Origin of the sequence: Streptomyces sp. NPDC004126 (assembly GCF_050275515.1) — a bacterium.
Classification (GTDB): domain Bacteria; phylum Actinomycetota; class Actinomycetes; order Streptomycetales; family Streptomycetaceae; genus Streptomyces.
Genome location: NZ_JBNNPF010000001.1, coordinates 110,583 through 128,119, shown reverse-complemented (window position 1 = coordinate 128,119; position 17,537 = coordinate 110,583). Strand labels below are relative to the sequence as shown.

At 73.7% G+C, this 17,537-nt stretch carries 13 protein-coding genes and 1 pseudogene; 10 read left to right on the top strand and 4 right to left on the bottom strand.

Annotated features, from left to right (window positions below; all coding sequences use genetic code 11):
- Window position 1 precedes the first annotated feature (1 nt).
- Complete coding sequence (locus ACQKM2_RS00560) at window positions 2-1,864, bottom strand: serine hydrolase (protein WP_427704791.1); 1,863 nt, start codon at window positions 1,862-1,864, stop codon at window positions 2-4.
- Between the two features lie 143 nt (window positions 1,865-2,007).
- Here ACQKM2_RS00560 and ACQKM2_RS00555 point away from each other — a divergent pair, with 143 nt between their 5' ends.
- From ACQKM2_RS00555 to ACQKM2_RS00540, 4 genes and pseudogenes are all read left to right on the top strand, one after another.
- A complete protein-coding gene (locus ACQKM2_RS00555; RefSeq protein ID WP_427704789.1) occupies window positions 2,008-3,123 on the top strand; it encodes an NAD(P)H-dependent flavin oxidoreductase in 1,116 nt (371 codons plus the stop codon).
- Window positions 3,124-3,128: 5 nt separating this feature from the next.
- Complete coding sequence (locus ACQKM2_RS00550; protein ID WP_427704787.1) at window positions 3,129-4,682, top strand: acyl-CoA synthetase; 1,554 nt, start codon at window positions 3,129-3,131, stop codon at window positions 4,680-4,682.
- A 168-nt stretch (window positions 4,683-4,850) separates the two neighbouring features.
- A complete protein-coding gene (locus ACQKM2_RS00545; RefSeq protein WP_427704785.1) occupies window positions 4,851-5,966 on the top strand; it encodes a calcium:proton antiporter in 1,116 nt (371 codons plus the stop codon).
- A gap of 50 nt (window positions 5,967-6,016) precedes the next feature.
- Window positions 6,017-7,551: pseudogene (locus ACQKM2_RS00540) on the top strand (fatty acyl-CoA synthetase).
- A 15-nt stretch (window positions 7,552-7,566) separates the two neighbouring features.
- On the opposite strand, the gene ACQKM2_RS00535 reads toward ACQKM2_RS00540, so the two are convergent.
- Together ACQKM2_RS00535 and paaK are read right to left on the bottom strand one after the other, a co-directional pair.
- Window positions 7,567-8,421, bottom strand: a complete 855-nt coding sequence (locus tag ACQKM2_RS00535) for a YhjD/YihY/BrkB family envelope integrity protein (protein ID WP_427704783.1) — start codon at window positions 8,419-8,421, stop codon at window positions 7,567-7,569.
- Window positions 8,422-8,522: 101 nt separating this feature from the next.
- A complete protein-coding gene (gene paaK / locus ACQKM2_RS00530) occupies window positions 8,523-9,848 on the bottom strand; it encodes a phenylacetate--CoA ligase PaaK (protein WP_427704780.1) in 1,326 nt (441 codons plus the stop codon).
- A 155-nt stretch (window positions 9,849-10,003) separates the two neighbouring features.
- Here paaK and ACQKM2_RS00525 point away from each other — a divergent pair, with 155 nt between their 5' ends.
- Together ACQKM2_RS00525 and ACQKM2_RS00520 are read left to right on the top strand one after the other, a co-directional pair.
- Window positions 10,004-10,858, top strand: coding sequence for an alpha/beta fold hydrolase (locus tag ACQKM2_RS00525; protein WP_427704778.1), 855 nt, complete (start codon window positions 10,004-10,006; stop codon window positions 10,856-10,858).
- Window positions 10,859-10,973: 115 nt separating this feature from the next.
- On the top strand, window positions 10,974-11,549 hold the full coding sequence (locus tag ACQKM2_RS00520; RefSeq protein WP_427704775.1) for a hypothetical protein: 576 nt from the start codon (window positions 10,974-10,976) through the stop codon (window positions 11,547-11,549).
- A gap of 40 nt (window positions 11,550-11,589) precedes the next feature.
- On the opposite strand, the gene ACQKM2_RS00515 is transcribed toward ACQKM2_RS00520, so the two are convergent.
- Window positions 11,590-13,221, bottom strand: coding sequence for an acyl-CoA synthetase (locus ACQKM2_RS00515; RefSeq protein WP_427704772.1), 1,632 nt, complete (start codon window positions 13,219-13,221; stop codon window positions 11,590-11,592).
- A 174-nt stretch (window positions 13,222-13,395) separates the two neighbouring features.
- Here ACQKM2_RS00515 and ACQKM2_RS00510 point away from each other — a divergent pair, with 174 nt between their 5' ends.
- The 4 genes from ACQKM2_RS00510 to ACQKM2_RS00495 all read left to right on the top strand — a co-directional run bounded on the left by ACQKM2_RS00510 (window position 13,396) and on the right by ACQKM2_RS00495 (window position 17,536).
- Complete coding sequence (locus ACQKM2_RS00510; RefSeq protein ID WP_362467336.1) at window positions 13,396-14,196, top strand: crotonase/enoyl-CoA hydratase family protein; 801 nt, start codon at window positions 13,396-13,398, stop codon at window positions 14,194-14,196.
- A 132-nt stretch (window positions 14,197-14,328) separates the two neighbouring features.
- Entirely contained in the window at window positions 14,329-15,288 is a 960-nt protein-coding gene (locus ACQKM2_RS00505) for a Zn-ribbon domain-containing OB-fold protein (RefSeq protein WP_427704770.1), read from the top strand.
- Window positions 15,285-16,346, top strand: coding sequence for a thiolase domain-containing protein (locus tag ACQKM2_RS00500; protein ID WP_427704768.1), 1,062 nt, complete (start codon window positions 15,285-15,287; stop codon window positions 16,344-16,346). Before ACQKM2_RS00505 ends, ACQKM2_RS00500 begins: the two co-directional genes overlap by 4 nt.
- Window positions 16,343-17,536 (top strand): thiolase domain-containing protein, encoded by a 1,194-nt coding sequence (locus ACQKM2_RS00495; RefSeq protein WP_427704765.1) that lies wholly within the window; start codon window positions 16,343-16,345, stop codon window positions 17,534-17,536. The genes ACQKM2_RS00500 and ACQKM2_RS00495 overlap by 4 nt, the downstream gene beginning before the upstream one ends.
- The last annotated feature ends 1 nt before the right edge of the window (window position 17,537 follow it).

Here is a 17,537-nt window from a genome sequence, read left to right as displayed (position 1 = left end):
GTCAGTCAGCCGAGCGGGTCCAGCCCGCCGCCTCGATCCGGGACGCGTCCGCCGGACGGTCCTCCGAGAACAGCAGCCGGGCCGGCTCGGCGACCCGCAGCACGTCCACGTACACCCCGCGCCCCACGTAGCGGCCGGTCGAGGCGTGGCGGAAGCGGAGCCGGACCTCGCGCCCCTGCGACCAGGCGGGCAACGGGGCTTCGAGCAGGTGCCACGTGCGGCCCGACCAGCCGCCGGCCGAGCCCGCCGGCCACTCCTCCGGGGCGCCGCCGGTGCTGCGCACCGTGCTGAACGGGACGGGCTCCCAGGCGGTCCCGTCCGCGGAGGCCTCCAGGTGGAAGGCCCCCGCGCCGGGCACCGTGTCCCACCACACCGCGCAGCGCAGCCGGGCGCGGGCCGTCGCGGGGGTCAGCGGGGGCAGGGCGAGGGTGCCCGAACCGCCGGTCTCCATGCCGGAGAACCAGGCCGCGCCGCCGTGCTTCGTGCGCACCGGCACGGCCCGGGCGAAGCGGTTGCCGGTCGCGACCCGGGGCGCGCTGCCGGCCCGCCAGGTCCGCACGGGGTGGACGGAGTTGCCGAGCAGGACCAGGAACGAGTCGGTGGAGGGGTCCAGCACCAGGGAGGTGCCGGTGAAGCCGGTGTGCCCGGCGGAGTGCGGGGTGGCCATGGCGCCCATGTACCAGTGCTGGTAGAGCTCGAAGCCGAGGCCGTGGTCGTCGCCGGGGAAGGCGGTGTTGTAGTCGGTGAAGAGCAGCTCGACGGAGGCGGGGCGCAGGATGCGCCGGCCCGCGTAGGCCCCGCCGTCGAGCAGGGCGCGGGAGAGGACCGCGAGGTCCCAGGCGGTGCCGAACACGCCCGCGTGGCCCGCGACCCCGCCGAGGGCGTACGCGTTCTCGTCGTGGACCGCGCCCCACACCAGCCCCCGGTCCAGGCCCGACCAGGGCGGGCGCTGCACCTCGGTGGCGGCGGTGATCCGGCGCCAGGAGAGCGGGGGGTTGTAGCGGGTGCGGTGCATCCCGAGCGGAGCGGTGATCTCGTCGCGGAGCAGGACGTCCAGAGTGCGGCCGGTGATCCGTTCCAGGAGCAGCTGGAGCGCGATCAGGTTCAGGTCCGAGTAGCGGTACACCGTCCCGGGCGTGTCCTGCGGTCGCACCGACCACAGCAGCCGCAGCTGCCCCTCCCGGGTGGACTCCTGGTAGAACGGCGCCCACGAGCGCAGCCCCGAGGTGTGCGTGAGCAGCTGGCGGACCGTCACGTGTTCCTTGCCGCCCCCGGTGAACTCCGGCAGGTACCGGTCCACCGGCGCCTCCAGCTCCAGCCGGCCCCGCTCCATCTGCTGCACCGCCAGGATGGACGTGAACAGCTTGCTGAGGGAGGCCAGGTCGAAGACGGTGTCCTCGGCCATCGCGATCCGCTCGGCCGCCGGGAACTCCGCCGGACGGTCGGCGCGGCCGTCGTAGTCCGCGTACCGCACCGCGTCCCCCATCGCCCGGTGCAGGGCGACGGTCCGGCCGCGCCCCGCCAGCACCACGGCCCCGGCGTAGTAAGGGTGTTCGGGGGAGGGCCCGAGGAAGCGCCGGGCCTCCTCCGCGACCCCCTCCAGGTGCCGTTCCAGCAGCCCGGCCTGGCGCGCCGACCCGTACCGCAGCCGCAGTCCCTGCAGCGCCCGCCGCTCGGCCGCCCCGGCGCCCGGCCCCGGCAGCGCCGCGTGCAGCACGAGCACCCCGCCCAACGCCAGCAGCCGCGCCCCGACCCGCCGCCGACTGGGCCCCCCGCCCCCGGCCCGGTCCGCGTCACCGGCCAGGCCCCCTGTCCGCGGCCCGTGCCCGTCCGCCCCTGTCTCCGCCCCCGTCGCTCCCACCATGACCGGCCCTCCTGTCCGACCCGAACGCTACTGGGTATCTGCCCGCCCGCCGGGGACCCTCCGCACCGGCCCGCCCGCAAGAATCTGACACTGCATCAGAAAATCTCTTCCCTCGGCCGCCGCCCTGCGGCATCCTCACGCCCATGGAGACGGAGCTGAGCAAGAAACTGGGAGTCGAGCACGCCATCTTCGGCTTCACGCCCTTCCCGGCGGTCGCCGCGGCCATCACCCGCGCGGGCGGATTCGGCGTGCTCGGCGCCGTCCGCTACACCGCTCCCGACGACCTCCGGCGCGACCTCGACTGGATCCAGGAGCACACCGGCGGCAAGCCCTACGGCCTCGACGTCGTCATGCCCGCCAAGAAGGCCGTCGACGGCGTCAGCGAGGCCGACATCGAGGCGATGATCCCCGCCGCACACCGGGACTTCGTCCGCGACACCCTCGCCAAGCACCACGTACCCGAACTCCCGGAGGGCGAGGCCTCCGGCTGGCGGATCACCGGCTGGATGGAGCAGGTCGCCCGCGACCAGCTCGACGTCGCCTTCGACTACCCCGTCAAACTCCTGGCGAACGCCCTCGGTTCCCCGCCCGCCGACGTCATCGCCCGCGCCCACGACCACGGGGTCCTCGTCGCCGCCCTCGCAGGCAGCGCCAAACACGCCCGCCGCCACGCCGAAGCCGGCATCGACGTCGTCGTCGCCCAGGGCTACGAGGCCGGCGGCCACACCGGCGACATCGCCACCATGGTCCTGGTCCCCGAGATCGCCGAGGCCGTCGCCCCGCTCCCCGTCCTCGCCGCCGGAGGCATCGGCAGCGGCGAGCAGATCGCCGCCGGACTCGCCCTCGGCGCCCAGGGCGTCTGGCTCGGCTCCCTCTGGCTCACCACCACCGAGGCCGACCTGCACTCCCGCGCCCTCACCGAGAAGCTCCTCGCCGCCGGCTCCGGCGACACCGTCCGCTCCCGCGCCCTCACCGGCAAACCCGCCCGCCAGCTGCGCACCGAGTGGACCGACGCCTGGGACGACCCGGAGGGGCCCGGCGCCCTCCCCATGCCGCTCCAGGGCCTGCTCGTCGCCGAGGCCGTCTCCCGGATCCAGAAGTACGAGGTCCAGCCGCTGCTCGGCACCCCCGTGGGCCAGATCGTCGGCCGGATGAACACCGAGCGCAGCGTCCAGGCCGTGTTCGACGAGCTCACCGCCGGCTTCGAGCGCGCCATCGACCGCATCACCCGTATCGCCGGCCGGTCCCGAGAGGTGTGACCCGCATGAGTGACCAGCTCCCCAACGGCTTTTGGGCCCAGGCCGCCGCCGACCCCGCCCGCACCGTCCTCGTCACCCCCGAGGGCGAGGAGTGGTCCGCCGGCCGGCTGCACGCCGACGTCAACCGCCTCGTCCACGGCCTGCGCGCCGCCGGACTGGAGGAGGGGGACGCCTTCGCCGTCGTCCTGCCCAACGGCGTCGAGTTCTTCACCGCCTACCTCGCCGCCTCCCAGGCCGGCTTCTACCTGGTCCCCGTCAACCACCACCTCGTCGGCCCCGAGATCGCCTGGATCGTCTCCGACTCCGGCGCCAAGGTCCTCATCGCCCACGAGCGCTTCGCCGACGCCGCCACCGCCGCCGCCGAGGAGGCCGGGCTCGACCCCGGCCGCCGCTACGCCGTCGGAGCGGTCCCCGGCTTCCGCCCGTACGCCGAACTCCTCGCCGGGCAGAGCGGCGAACCGCCCGCCGGCCGCACCCTCGGCTGGGTCATGAACTACACCTCCGGCACCACCGGACGCCCCCGCGGCATCCGCCGCCCGCTGCCCGGCAAGCTCCCGGAGGAGACGTACCTCGGCGGCTTCCTCGGCATCTTCGGCATCCGCCCCGCCGACGGCAACGTCCACCTCGTCTGCTCGCCGCTCTACCACACGGCCGTGCTCCAGTTCGCCGGCGCGTCCCTGCACATCGGGCACCCGCTGGTGCTGATGGACAAGTGGGGCCCGGAGGAGATGCTGCGCCTGATCGACCGCCACGCCTGCACCCACACGCACATGGTCCCCACCCAGTTCCACCGCCTCCTCGCGCTCCCGCAGGAGACGAAGGACGCCTACGACGTCTCCTCGATGCGGCACGCCATCCACGGCGCCGCCCCCTGCCCCGACCACGTCAAACGGGCGATGATCGACTGGTGGGGCCGGTGCGTGGAGGAGTACTACGCGGCCAGCGAGGGCGGCGGGGCCTTCGCCACCGCCGAGGACTGGCTGAAGAAGCCCGGCACGGTCGGCAGGGCCTGGCCCATCAGCGAGCTCGCGGTCTTCGACGACGACGGCAACCGGCTGGCCGCCGGGGAACTGGGCACCGTCTACATCAAGATGAACACCGGCGGCTTCAGCTACCACAAGGACGAGGGCAAGACCCGGGGGAACCGCATCGGGGACTTCTTCACCGTCGGCGACCTCGGCCTGCTCGACGAGGAGGGGTACCTCTTCCTCCGCGACCGCAAGATCGACATGATCATCTCGGGCGGGGTGAACATCTACCCGGCCGAGATCGAGTCCGCCCTGCTCACCCACCCGGCCGTCGCCGACGCCGCCGCCTTCGGCATCCCCCACGACTCCTGGGGCGAGGAGGTCAAGGCCGTCATCGAACCCGCCGACGGCTTCGAGGCGGGCGACGCGCTGGCCGCCGAGATCCTGCACCACTGCGAACGGCGGCTCGCCGGCTACAAGCGGCCCAAGTCCGTCGACTTCATCGAGACCATGCCCCGCGACCCCAACGGCAAGCTCTACAAGCGCAGGCTGCGCGACCCCTACTGGGAGGGCCGCGAGCGCGCCGTGTGACGGCCCGGTCCGGCCCCGGCGGCCCGCCGCCACCGGGGCCGGACGGCCGGCCGCCGCCGCGCCCTCCTCGTCCGCAACACGCCCATATTTCGTGAGAAGTACCACTCCACGGCTCCGGATGGGCGCCTCACGGCGCACCCCGGCGCCGGTTCTGGCAACTTGGCTGGCATGAGTACGGCAACGCGCAGATCCCCCCTGACCGACTGGACCCTCCTGGTCCCCGTGGCGGCGCTCGTCGCGCTCGTGTTCAGCTGGGGGCGAGACCTGCCCGGCCTCGCCGTGGGCCTGGTCGCCCTCTGCCTCGCGGGGGCGGTCCTCGCGGCCGTGCACCACGCCGAGGTCGTCGCCCACCGGGTCGGCGAACCCTTCGGCTCGCTGGTCCTCGCCGTCGCCGTCACCGTCATCGAAGTGGCCCTGATCGTCACCCTGATGGCCGATGGCGGCGACAAGACCTCCTCCCTCGCCCGGGACACCGTCTTCGCCGCCGTGATGATCACCTGCAACGGCATCGTCGGCCTGTCCCTGCTCGTGGGCGCCCTGCGCAACCGGGTGGCCGTCTTCAACGCCGAGGGCTCCGGAGCCGCCCTGGCGACCGTCGCGACCCTCGCCGTGCTGAGCCTGGTGCTGCCGACCTTCACCACCAGCAAGCCCGGCCCCGAGTTCTCCTCCCCCCAGCTGACCTTCGCCGCCGTCGCCTCCCTCGCCCTCTACGGGCTGTTCATCGCCGTCCAGACGGTCCGCCACCGCGACTACTTCCTGCCCGTGGACACCGGGAGCACCGGCCCCGGCTCCGGCAACGGCGACGACGACCACGCCGAGCCGCCCACCGCCCGAGCCGCCCTCATCAGCCTCGGCCTGCTCTTCGTCGCCCTCGTCGCGGTCGTCGGCAACGCCAAGGCCGTCTCCCCGACCATCGAGAAGGCCGTCTCCGACGCCGGACTGCCCCAGGCCGTCGTCGGCGTGATCATCGCCCTGCTCGTGCTGCTCCCCGAGACCCTCGCCGCCGTCCGGGCCGCCCGCCGCAACCGCGTCCAGACCAGCCTCAACCTGGCCTACGGCTCCGCCATCGCCAGCATCGGCCTGACCATCCCCGCCATCGCCCTCGCCTCCGTCTGGCTGACCGGGCCGCTGGTGCTGGGCCTCGCGCCGCTCCACATGGTGCTGCTCGCCCTGACCGTGGTGGTCGGCGCCCTGACGATCGTCCCGGGCCGCGCCACCCTGCTGCAGGGCGGCGTCCACCTCGTCCTGCTCGCCGCCTACCTCTTCCTCGCCGTCAGCCCGTAGCGGGTGCGGTGATATTGACCGCGGAGCGCGGCGGGGCGAGGATCGCGCTCATGACGGCAGTGCGGCACCAGACGGTCGACGGGCTCGTACGGGACAGCGCCCGGCGCGTCCCCGACCGGGTCGCCATCCGCTACCGGGAGCGGAGCTGGACGTACGCGGAACTCGACGCGGCCGTCTCCACCGGCGCGGCCGTGCTGAGGCAGCGGTACGGGCTGGCCGCGGGGGACCGGGTCGCGGCCTTCGCCCACAACTCCGACGCCTACCTGATCGCGTTCCTCGCCTGCGCCCGGGCCGGTCTCACCCACGTGCCCGTCAACCAGAACCTCACCGGCGAGGACCTCGCGCACATCCTCGGCGACTGCGCGAGCGCCCTGGTCCTCGCCGACCCGGACCTGACGGCGCGGGTCCCCGCCGGGCACCCCGTACGGGCGCTGCGCGACGCGCCGGGGTCCTTCCTGTCCGAGCTGTCCGCGCCGGCCGGGCCGCCTGCGTACGAGAGCGCCGGCGGACCGGACGCCGTCGTGCAGCTCCTCTACACCTCGGGCACCACGGCCCTGCCCAAGGGCGCGATGATGACCCACCGGGCGCTGGCCCACGAGTACGAGAGCGCGATCGAGGCCCTGGACCTGGGGGAGGCCGACCGGCCCGTCCACTCGCTGCCGCTGTACCACTCGGCGCAGATGCACGTCTTCCTGCTGCCCTACCTGGCGGTCGGCGCGCGGAACACGATCCTGGACGCGCCGGTCGCCGAGGAGGTCTTCGACCTGGTGGAGGCCGGCCGGGCGGACAGCCTCTTCGCGCCGCCGACGGTGTGGATCGCGCTGGCCAACCACCCGCAGTTCGGGCAGCGGGAGCTCGGCGCCCTGCGCAAGGCCTACTACGGGGCCTCGGTCATGCCGGTCCCGGTCCTGGAACGGCTCCGGGCCCGGCTGCCCGGGCTGGGCTTCTACAACTGCTTCGGGCTGGGGGCACCTCCCGGACGGAGTCTGGGGGAGAGATAGGGCCGCTGGCCACCGTCCTGGGGCCCGGGGAGCACGAGGGGCGGATGGAGTCGTGCGGGCGCCCCGTGCGGCACGTGGAGGCCCGGGTCGTGGACGAGGAGGGCGCGGACGTCCCCGACGGCACGGCGGGGGAGGTCGTCTACCGGTCCCCGCAGCTCTGCCTGGGCTACTGGAACGACCCCGGGGCCACCCGGAAGGCCTTCCGCGACGGCTGGTTCCGCTCCGGCGACCTGGCGGTACGGGACGCCGACGGGTACTTCACCGTCGTCGACCGGGTGAAGGACGTCATCAACTCGGGCGGGGTGCTGGTGGCGTCCCGGCAGGTGGAGGACGTGCTCTACACCCACCCCGGGGTGGCCGAGGCGGCGGTGGTCGGGCTGCCCGACGAGAGGTGGATCGAGGCCGTCACGGCGGTGGTCGTGCCCCGGGGGGAGGTCACCGAGGCGGAGCTGGTGGCCTACGCCCGGGAGCGGCTGGCGCACTTCAAGGCGCCCAAGCGGGTGCTGTTCGTGGACGCCCTCCCGCGCAACGCCAGCGGGAAGATCCTCAAGCGCGAACTCCGCGACCGCTTCGGCACCGGCTGAGGCACTCCCGCCCGGTCAGTCGTGTCCAGGACCGTGCCCGTGCCCGTCCGGGGGCGGCAGGACCCCGTCGGCGCGCAGCCGGCGCAGGGTCAGGTGCTCGTGCACGAGGCGGCCGACCATGGCCCCGCCGTAGACCACGAAGCCGACGCCGACGAGCCAGGACTGCACCACCAGCAGCGTCCCGAACGGGCCGTAGGTGACGGCGTTCGAGGCGATCAGCGGGGAGAACACCAGCTGGGAGAAGACGCGCAGGCCCAGCAGTCCGAGGCTCGTCGCCACCGCGCCGGGCAGCAGCGCCCGCCAGCGGACCCGGCCGCCCAGCAGGAGCCGCCCGGAGCTCCAGAAGAACAGGCAGGTCCCGACGGTGTCGCTGAAGGTCCCCACCACGGTGCCCGCCACGCTGTCGGACGGGGCGGGGATCCCCACCAGCAGCCCGAGGTAGCAGACCAGCAGCGCCAGCCACACGACGTGCCGCCACATGGTGTGCCAGCGGGCGGTGGGCAGGTCCCACACCTTCTCGTAGCCGGTCTGCACGGCGGAGCCGAAGGTCAGACCGAACACCGCGAGGGCCGCCAGGCCGAAGGCGGTGGTCCGCTCCAGCGCCAGGTCCGCCGCCCCGAACAGCATCTCGACCCGGGCCCGCGAGGACGCCGACACCCCGAGGGCCTGGCCCAGCCAGCGGCCGAAGTTGGAACCGCTGCCCGGCGCGGCCGCCGCCACGACCACCAGCAACGGCACCAGGGTGAGGAAGCCCAGGGCGGCGAAGCCCATCGCCCGGTGCATCAGCTCGATCTCCCGGCCGCGGCTCCAGGCCAGGCCGGCCGGGGAGCCCAGGAGCCGGGCGCGGAGGCGCCGGAGGGTCGAGGTCACACCTGATCCCCTACCCGGACGGGCCCGGACGCTCCCGGAAGCGGCCCCTGAATGGGCCCGAACGGGGGGTTTGGACCGCCCGCCGGTGTGGACCGGCCGGCTCAGGAGGAGTGCGGCTCCCGGAGGTCCCGAACCCGCTTGATCTTGCCGACCGAGCGCTCCAGGCTCTCCGGCTCCACCACCTCGACGGCGACGGACACCCCCACGGACTCCTTGACCGCCCGCACCAGCTCCGCTGCCGCCGCCCGCCGCCTCTCGCCGCCGGCCTCCCGGCGCGCCTCCACCCGCACGGTGAGCGCGTCGAGGCGGCCCTCCCGGGTCAGCCGCAGCTGGAAGTGCGGGGCGAGGCCCTCGATGCGCAGGAGTATCTCCTCGATCTGGGTCGGGTAGAGGTTCACCCCGCGCAGGATGATCATGTCGTCGCTGCGGCCGGTCACCTTCTCCATCCGGCGGAAGGCCGGCCGGGCCGTCCCCGGCAGCAGCCGCGTCAGGTCCCGGGTGCGGTAGCGGATCACCGGCATGGCCTCCTTGGTGAGGGAGGTGAACACCAGCTCCCCGGGCTCCCCGTCCGGCAGCACCGCCCCGGTCAGCGGATCGACGACCTCCGGGTAGAAGTGGTCCTCCCAGATGTGCAGGCCGTCCTTGTGGGAGGCGAACTCCTGCGCCACGCCCGGTCCGATCACCTCGGACAGGCCGTATATGTCCACGGCGTCGATGCCCAGCCGGTCCTCGATCTCGCGGCGCATCTCCTCGGTCCAGGGCTCGGCGCCGAAGATCCCGGTGCGCAGCGAGGTCCGGCGCGGGGCGATGCCCTGGCGCTCCATCTCGTCCAGCAGGGTGAGCATGTAGGAGGGGGTCACCATGATGACCTCGGGGCGGAAGTCCTGGATCAGCCGCACCTGCCGGTCCGTCATCCCGCCCGAGGCGGGGACCACCGTGCACCCCAGCCGCTCCGCCCCGTAGTGGGCGCCCAGGCCCCCGGTGAACAGGCCGTACCCGTACGCGACGTGCACGATCTGCCCCGGCCGGGCGCCGGCCGCGCGCAGCGACCGGGCCACGACGTCGGCCCAGGTGGCCAGGTCCCCGTCGGTGTAGCCCACCACCGTGGGGCGGCCCGTGGTGCCGCTGGAGGCGTGGATGCGGCGCACGTCCGCGCGCGGCACGGCGAACATCCCGAAGGGGTACTGGTCCCGCAGGTCCGCCTTGGTGGTGAGCGGGAAGAGGGACAGGTCGGCCAGGGAACGGCAGTCGTCGGGATGGACCCCCGCCTTGTCGAACGCCTGCCGGTAGAAGGCCACGCGGTCGTAGGCCCGGTGCAGGGTCGCCCGCAGCCGCTTCAGCTGGAGCGCCGCCAGCTCGTCGGGGCTGAGCCGCTCGCCTTCGTCCTGGAGATCGTCGAGGTCGTCGAGACCTGTACGCGCCGTCATTGCCGTCACCTCATCGCCATCGTCGTCATCGCCGTCGTCATCGCCGTCGAGAGTCGTACCGCCACAGGCCAACCGAACGTTCATTCGGTAGATTGCCGGACCCTGCCGGGTAAATCAATGACTCGAACGAGTGATCGTCTGATCTGATGGCCCGCATGCCTGTATTCACCACCTATGACGGAACCGAACTCGCCTACCACGTACAGGGCGAGGGCGAACCGCTCGTCTGCCTCCCCGGCGGCGCCATGCGGGCCTCCCGCTACCTGGGAGACCTCGGCGGGCTCTCCGCCGGCCGCCGGCTCATCCTCCTCGACCTGCGCGGCACCGGCGACTCCGCGGCACCGGCCGACGAGTCCACGTACCGCGTCGACCACCAGGTCGCCGACGTCGAGGCGCTCCGCCTGCACCTGGGCCTGGAACGCATGGACGTCCTGGCCCACTCCGCCGCCGGCAACCTCGCCCTGCTGTACGCCGCCGCGCACCCCGAGCGGGTCCGCCGCCTGGTCCTCGTGACCCCGACCGCCTGGGCCGTGGACCTCGGGCCGACCCCCGAGCAGAGCCTGGAAGTGGTCCGGTCCCGGGCCGGCCGGGAGCCCTACGACGCGGCCATCGCCGCCTACGAACGGCTGTGGGCGGCCGGCGCCGACCCCTCCCCGGAGGACCGGCGCCGGGCGATGGTCCTCGCCTACGGCCGCTGGGACGACCGGGCGCGCGCCCACGTCGCCGCGGGCGACCGGGAGCGCAACCAGGCCGCCGCCCTCGCCTTCGCCGGCCCCGGGGCGTTCGACCCGCCCGCCACGCGCGCGGCGCTCCGCCGCTTCGACGGCGGGGCGCTGGTCCTGGCGGGGGAACTGGACGGCTACCCCACCGTCGCCGTCGCCGCCGCACTCGCCGGCCTCCTGCCGCGCGGAACCTCCGACGTCCAGCGCGGCGCCGCGCACTTCCCCTGGCTGGACGACGCCGACTGGTTCGCGGCCCGCGTGGAACGCTTCCTGGCCACCGGGGCCTGACGACGCGCCGCGGACCGGGGGCCCGCCCGATCCCCGTGCGGCCGCGGACGCGTGGGTCGTACAGTGACCCGCGGGGCCCGAGGTGCGGGCCGCGCGGGACGTGGGCGGGGGCCGTATGACGAGCGAGCCGGTAGGGAAGCGCAAGGAAGCCCGCACGGCCTGGTGGGAGTCGCTGCCGGCCGGGATCCGCGATCAGGTCGACGGCTACGTCCTCCAGGACTCCCTGCTCGGGGCGGTCCGTGTCCTCGTGGACGTCGGCTTCGTCCGCGACGGTGTCGGGGTGGGCACGGCCCAGCTCATCGTCGGCGACCGGTACGCCCACTACGGCGACAGGGTCGCCCGCGAGCCGGACAGCCCCCTCGATCCGGAGTCGCTGGCCCTCCGTGCCGAGGGCATCGGCGGCCGCGTCGTGGCGATCGAGGCGGTCTGGGACGGGGACACCGTCCACGACTGGTTCGTCGTCCTGCTGGCCATCACCGAGGACCCCGACTCCGAGCGTTCGCTGGCCACCATCCCCTGGGGTGCGGCCGAACGGTTCCTGGGGGAAGGGACGGACCCGGGTCCGAGGCACCCGTCGGCGGTGGCCGCCGAACGCGCCGGAGGGGCCCTGGCGGCCCGCCTCGGCGTACCGTTCCACTTCGCGAGTCCCGACACTCCGGACGACGAGGCTCCGCGCTGGAGGGCGGCCTGAGTCCGCGGCCCCGGTACCGGTCCGCGGACCCAGGGGGCGGTCACGCCCCCGCGTCGGCCTCCGTCGCCACCGCCTTCGCCCAGCGGTAGTCCGCCTTCCCGCTCGGGGAGCGCTGCACCGCCGGTGTGACCACCAGCTGGCGCGGGATCTTGTAGCCGGCCAGCCGGGTCCGGCAGTGGCGCTGGATCTCCTCCAGCGTCGGCTCCGGCGCGCCCTCCCGCAGCTGCACCACCGCGGCCACGTGGTTGCCCCACGTCGCGTCCGGGACGCCGGCCACCAGGGCGTCGTACACGTCCGGGTGCGACTTCAGCGCCTGCTCGACCTCCTCCGGGTAGACCTTCTCCCCGCCGGTGTTGATGCACTGCGAGCCGCGCCCCAGCACGGTGACGATGCCCTCCTCGTCGACCGTCGCCATGTCGCCGAGCAGCACCCAGCGCTCGGCGCCCTTCCGGAAGAAGGTCTCCGCGGTCTTCGCGGGGTCGTTGTAGTAGCCGAGCGGCACGTGCCCGCGCTGCGCCAGACGGCCCGGGACGCCGACCGCCACCGGCTCGTGCGTGACCGGGTCCACCACCTGCGTACGGTCGTTGACCTGGAGCCGGAAGCCCTTCTCCGGGCCCGAGTCGTCCGTCGCCCGCCCGTTGGAACCGGACTCGGACGAGCCGAAGTTGTTCAGCAGCACGACGTTCGGCACCAGGCGCTGGAACTCGGCGCGGACGGTCTCCGACATGATCGCCCCCGAGGAGGAGACGCTGAACAGCGAGGACAGGTCCGTCCCCTTGAGCGGTCCGTTCAGGGCGTCGATCAGCGGACGCAGCATCGCGTCGCCGACGAGCGAGACGCTCGACACCTTCTCCTTCTCTATGGTGCGCAGCACCTCCTCGGGCGCGTACTTGCGGTGGATGACCACCCGCTGGCCGTAGTTGAAGGCGATGAACGAGGTGAGCGTCGACGTGCCGTGCATCAGCGGGGGAGCGGGGAAGAAGGTGAGCCCGGCGCCGCGCGCCGCGACCCGCTCGGCCAGCTCCTCCGGCCGCTTCACCGGCTCGCCCGAGGGCTCCCCGCCGAACAGCCCGGCGAAGAACAGGTCCTCGGCCCGCCACATGACGCCCTTGGGCATCCCGGTCGTGCCGCCGGTGTAGATGATGAACAGGTCGTCGGGGCTGCGCTCCGGGAAGCCGCGCTCCGGGGACCCGGCCGCCTCGGCGTCCTCGTACGCGACCGGCGCCACCGCCGGCTCCGGCGCGCCGGCGGGCGCCCGCCCGACCCGGACGAGGTGGCGCAGCTTCGTCGTCTGGGGCAGCGCGGCGGCCACCCGCTCCGTGAACTCGCCCTCGAAGACGAGCGCCGCGAGGTCGGCGTCGTTGTAGAGGTAGACCAGCTCCTCCTCCACGTACCGGTAGTTGACGTTCACCGGCACCAGGCGGGCCTTGAGGCAGGCCAGTACGGTCTGCAGGTACTCGATCCCGTTGTAGAGGTGCAGCCCCACGTGCTCGCCGGGCCGCAGCCCGCTGTCCAGCAGGTGGTGCCCGACGCGGTTCGCCGCCGCGTCCAGTTCCGCGTACGTCAGGCGGCGCTCGGCGCCGGTCCCGGGGTGGTCGACGTACACCAGCGCCTCGCGGTCCGGGACCACGTCCACGACCGATTCGAACAGGTCGGCAAGGTTGTACTCCACCGTTCCTCCTGACCCGAAAGTGCTCACGGCTGGGCTGCTCGGCGGTCATCAGAGCACCGCCCGGTCCAAGTGGGAAGGGTGCACGCCAAGAAATCTGACTGGGTGTCAGAAAACTATTGAACTGCACCCGGCCCTCCTGCAACCTGTTCTAGGTCTTGAGACGGGAGGACGGCAATGGGTGGGACGGAACACCTGACCGTGGAGCGCCGGGGCGCGACGCTGGTGCTCACCATGAACAGGCCGGAGGCGAAGAACGCGCTCTCGCTTCCCCTGCTGGTGGGCCTGTACGACGGCTGGCTGGAGGCGGACGCGGACGACACCGTCCGCTCGGTGGTCCTGACGGGCGCGGGCGGCGACTTCTGCGCCGGCATGGACCTCAAGGCGCTGGCCGGCCGGGGCATGGCGGGCGACCAGTACCGGGACCGCCTCAAGGCCGACCCCGACCTGCACTGGAAGGCGATGCTCCGTCACCACCGGCCGCGCAAGCCGGTGATCGCGGCGGTCGAGGGCTACTGCGTGGCGGGCGGCACCGAGATCCTCCAGGGCACGGACATCCGGGTCGCGGGGGCGGGGGCCACGTTCGGGCTGTTCGAGGTCAGGCGGGGGCTGTTCCCGATCGGCGGCTCCACGGTCCGCCTGCCCCGGCAGGTCCCGCGCACGCACGCGCTGGAGATGCTGCTGACGGGGCGTCCGTACTCGGCGGAGGAGGCGGCGCGGATCGGGCTCGTCGGGAGGGTGGTGCCGGACGGGACGGCGCTGGAGGCCGCGCTGGAGACGGCGGAGCTGATCAACGCGTGCGGGCCGCTGGCGGTCGAGGCGGTGAAGGCCTCGGTGTACGAGGCCGCCGAGCTGACGGAGACGGAGGGGCTGGCGGCCGAACTGGTCCGCGGCTGGCCGGTCTTCGACACGGCCGACGCGAAGGAGGGGGCTCGGGCCTTCGCGGAGAAGCGGCCGCCGGTCTACCGCCGAGCCTAGGCGCCGGCCGCGCATGCACCGAACCCCCTCGGGCCACCCCCGAGCCCCCACCGGCCCTGCGCGGGGGCGGGCCGTCGGCGGCAGAGGTTTCGTACTGCGTCCACACCCCTTCCGAGAATCGGAGAGACAGCCATGACAGCCGCGTCCCCGCCCGAGGTGCTGCGTGCGCCCCTCGTCGTCGAGTTCCCCTTCACCCGGTCCCTCGGGCCCGTGCAGAGCGCCTTCCTGACCGGGCTCCGGGAGGGCGTCGTCCTCGGCGTCAGGACCTCCGACGGGCGGGTCATGGTGCCGCCCGCCGAGTACGACCCGGTCACCGCCGAGGAGATCCGGGAGCTCGTCGAGGTCGCCCCCACCGGGACCGTCACCACCTGGGCCTGGAACGGCGAACCCCGCCCCCAGCAGCCCCTCGGCACCCCCTTCGCCTGGGTGCTCGTACGGCTCGACGGCGCCGACACCGCGATCCTGCACGCCCTCGACGCCCCCGGCCCGGAGGCCGTGTCCACCGGGATGCGGGTACGCGTCCGCTGGGCCGCCGAGCGCACCGGGGCCATCACCGACATCGCCTGCTTCGAGCCCCACGAGGGGGAGCCGAACGGCGCAGCCGCCCCGCACGACGGGGTGTTCGCCGAGCCCGTCACCGGCATCATCGCCGAGGCCCGCCTCGACTACACCTACAGCCCCGGCCGCGCCCAGACCGCCTACATCAACGCCCTCTCCGAACGGCGCACCGTCGGCGAACGCTGCCCCTCCTGCCAGAAGGTGTACGTCCCCCCGCGCGGCGCCTGCCCCACCTGCGGGGTGGCCACCACCGACCGCGTCGAGGTCGGCCCGGCCGGGACCGTCACCACCTACTGCATCGTCAACATCAAGGCCAGGAACCTGGACATCGAAGTCCCCTACGTCTACGCCCACATCGCCCTCGACGGCGCCGGCCTCGCCCTCCACGGCCGGATCGGCGGCATCCCCTACGACCAGGTCCGCATGGGCCTGCGCGTCGAACCGGTGTGGACCGACGGCGGCCGCTACCCCGACCACTACCGCCCCACCGGCGAGCCGGACGCGGACTACGACGCGTACAAGGAGCTGCTGTGACGACCCGATACGCCCGCGAGGTGGCCGTCGTCGCCTTCGCGCAGAGCGACCACCTGCGCCGCACCGACGAACTCAGCGAAGTCGAGATGGTGATGCCCGTCCTGCACCAGGTGCTGGCCGCCACCGGCCTCAAGGCGGGCGAGATCGGCTTCACCTGCTCCGGCTCCAGCGACTACCTCGCCGGCCGGGCCTTCTCCTTCACCATGACCCTCGACGGGGTCGGCGCCTGGCCGCCGATCTCCGAGTCGCACGTCGAGATGGACGGCGCCTGGGCGCTCTACGAGGCCTGGGTCAAGATCCAGACCGGCGAGGCCGACACCGCGCTCGTCTACTCGTACGGCAAGTCCTCGCCCGGGTCGGTGCGCGACGTCCTCACCCGGCAGCTCGACCCCTACTACCTCGCCCCCCTGTGGCCCGACTCGGTGGCCCTGGCCGCCCTCCAGGCGCAGGCGCTGATCGACGCGGGGGAGACCGACGAGCAGGCGCTCGCCGCCATCGGCGCCCGCAGCCGGGCCTCCGCCGCGGCCAACCCGCACGCCCAGCTCCGCGGCCCCGTCCCACACGGCGGCTACCAGGTCCGGCCGCTGCGCACGGGAGACTGCCCGCCCATCGGCGACGGCGCGGCCGCCGTCGTCCTGGCCGCCGGCGACACCGCGCGGCGGCTGTGCGAACGGCCCGCCTGGATCACCGGCATCGACCACCGCATCGAGGCGCACGGCCTGGGCCTGCGCGACCTCACCGACTCCCCGTCCACCCGGACCGCCGCCGAGCACGCCGGACTCTTCGACGCCCCCGTCGACACGGCGGAGCTGCACGCGCCGTTCACCTCCCAGGAGGTCGTGCTCCGCAAGGCCCTCGGACTCGGCGACGCGGTGGCCGTCAACCCCTCGGGCGGGGCGCTCGCCGCCAACCCGATGATGGCCGCCGGCCTGATCCGGATCGGCGAGGCGGCCGCCCGCATCCACCGCGGCGAGTCCCGCAGGGCCGTCGCGCACGCCACCTCCGGCCCCTGCCTCCAGCAGAACCTGGTCGCCGTCCTGGAAGGGGACCCCTCATGAGCACCACCGGCACACCGGGGACGCCGGGCAAGGAGCCCGTGGCCGTCGTCGGGATCGGCCAGACCAAGCACGTCGCCGCCCGCCACGACGTCTCCCTCGCCGGCCTGGTCCGCGAGGCCGCCGCCCGCGCCCTCGCCGACGCGGAGCTGACCTGGGCCGACATCGACGCGGTCGTCATCGGCAAGGCCCCCGACTTCTTCGAGGGCGTGATGATGCCGGAGCTCTACCTGGCCGACGCCCTCGGCGCGGTCGGCAAACCGATGCTCCGCGTCCACACGGCCGGGTCCGTCGGCGGGTCCACCGCCCTGGTCGCCGCCAACCTGGTCGCGGCCCGGGTCCACCGCACCGTCCTGACCCTGGCCTTCGAGAAGCAGTCCGAGTCCAACGCCATGTGGGGCCTGTCGCTGCCCGTCCCCTTCCAGCAGCCGCTGCTCGCGGGCGCGGGCGGCTTCTTCGCCCCGCACGTGCGCGCGTACATGCGGCGCACCGGAGCCCCCGACACGGTGGGCTCGCTCGTCGCGTACAAGGACCGGCGCAACGCCCTGAAGAACCCGTACGCGCACCTGCACGAGCACGACATCACCCTGGAGAAGGTCCAGGCCTCGCCCATGCTCTGGGACCCGATCCGCTACTCCGAGACCTGCCCGTCCTCGGACGGCGCCTGCGCGATGGTCCTCACCGACCGTGCGGGCGCGGCCCGTTCGCCGAAGCCGCCCGCCTGGGTGCACGGAGGGGCGATGCGCAGCGAACCGACGCTCTTCGCGGGCAAGGACTTCGTCTCCCCGCAGGCCGGCAAGGACTGCGCGGCCGACGTCTACCAGCAGGCCGGGATCACCGACCCGCGCCGGGAGATCGACGCGGTGGAGATGTACGTGCCGTTCTCCTGGTACGAGCCGATGTGGCTGGAGAACCTGGGCTTCGCGCAGGAGGGCGAGGGCTGGAAGCTCACCGAGGCGGGGGTGACCGAACTGGACGGAGACCTCCCGGTGAACCCCTCCGGCGGGGTGCTGTCCACCAACCCGATCGGCGCCTCCGGCATGATCCGGTTCGCGGAGGCGGCCCTCCAGGTCCGCGGCCAGGCCGGGGAGCACCAGGTCCCGGGGGCCCGCCGCGCGCTGGGACACGCGTACGGCGGCGGCGCGCAGTTCTTCGCCATGTGGCTGGTGGGCGCCGAGCCGCCGAGCTCCTGAC